This is a genomic window from bacterium, from assembly GCA_020440705.1.
GTDB lineage: Bacteria > Krumholzibacteriota > Krumholzibacteriia > LZORAL124-64-63 > LZORAL124-64-63 > JAGRNP01.
In genome coordinates, this window is record JAGRNP010000322.1 from 1 (window position 1) to 594 (window position 594).

Sequence of the window (594 nt, forward strand, 5' to 3'; positions counted from 1 at the left end):
TCCTCGATGGCCCGGGTCACCTTCTCCACCACGCCGCCCAGCGGCAGGCGCGACATGACCTCGCCGAGGAAGCCCAACACCACGAGGCGTTCGGCCTTCTCCCGGGAGAGTCCCCGACTCATCAGGTAGAAGAGGTGTTCGTCGTCGAGCTGCCCCACGGTGGACCCGTGGGAGCACTTCACGTCGTCGGCCTCGATCTCGAGGTTGGGCAGCGAGTCGGCCCGGGCGTCCTCGGAGAGCAGCAGGTTGCGGTTCGTCTGGTAGGCGTCGGTCTGCTGGGCGCCCTTGTGGACGCGGATGATGCCCCGGAAGGCCGCCCGGCTGTGGTCGTCCAGCGCGCCCTTGTACAACAGATCGCTCCGGGCCGAAGGGGCCTCGTGGTCCTGCCGCGTGTTGTGATCGAAGTGCTGGTCCTCGTCGCCGAAGTAGAGGCCCAACATGTCGCTGTTGGCGCCGGGTCCCTGCAGCCGGGCGTTGAGGTCGACGCGGCTCACGCTGGCGCCCAGCGTCACGTTGAGCGTGTCGAGGGTCGAGTCGCGCCCCGCGAGGGTGCGCTGCTGGGACTGGTAGAACGCCCCGCGACCCATGCGCTGG

At 69.0% G+C, this 594-nt stretch carries 1 protein-coding gene; it reads right to left on the reverse strand.

The window, feature by feature from the left end:
• Positions 1–594: Fe-S cluster assembly protein SufD (gene sufD, locus KDM41_18600; GenBank protein ID MCB1185434.1), on the reverse strand; the 594-nt coding region annotated here is incomplete at both ends.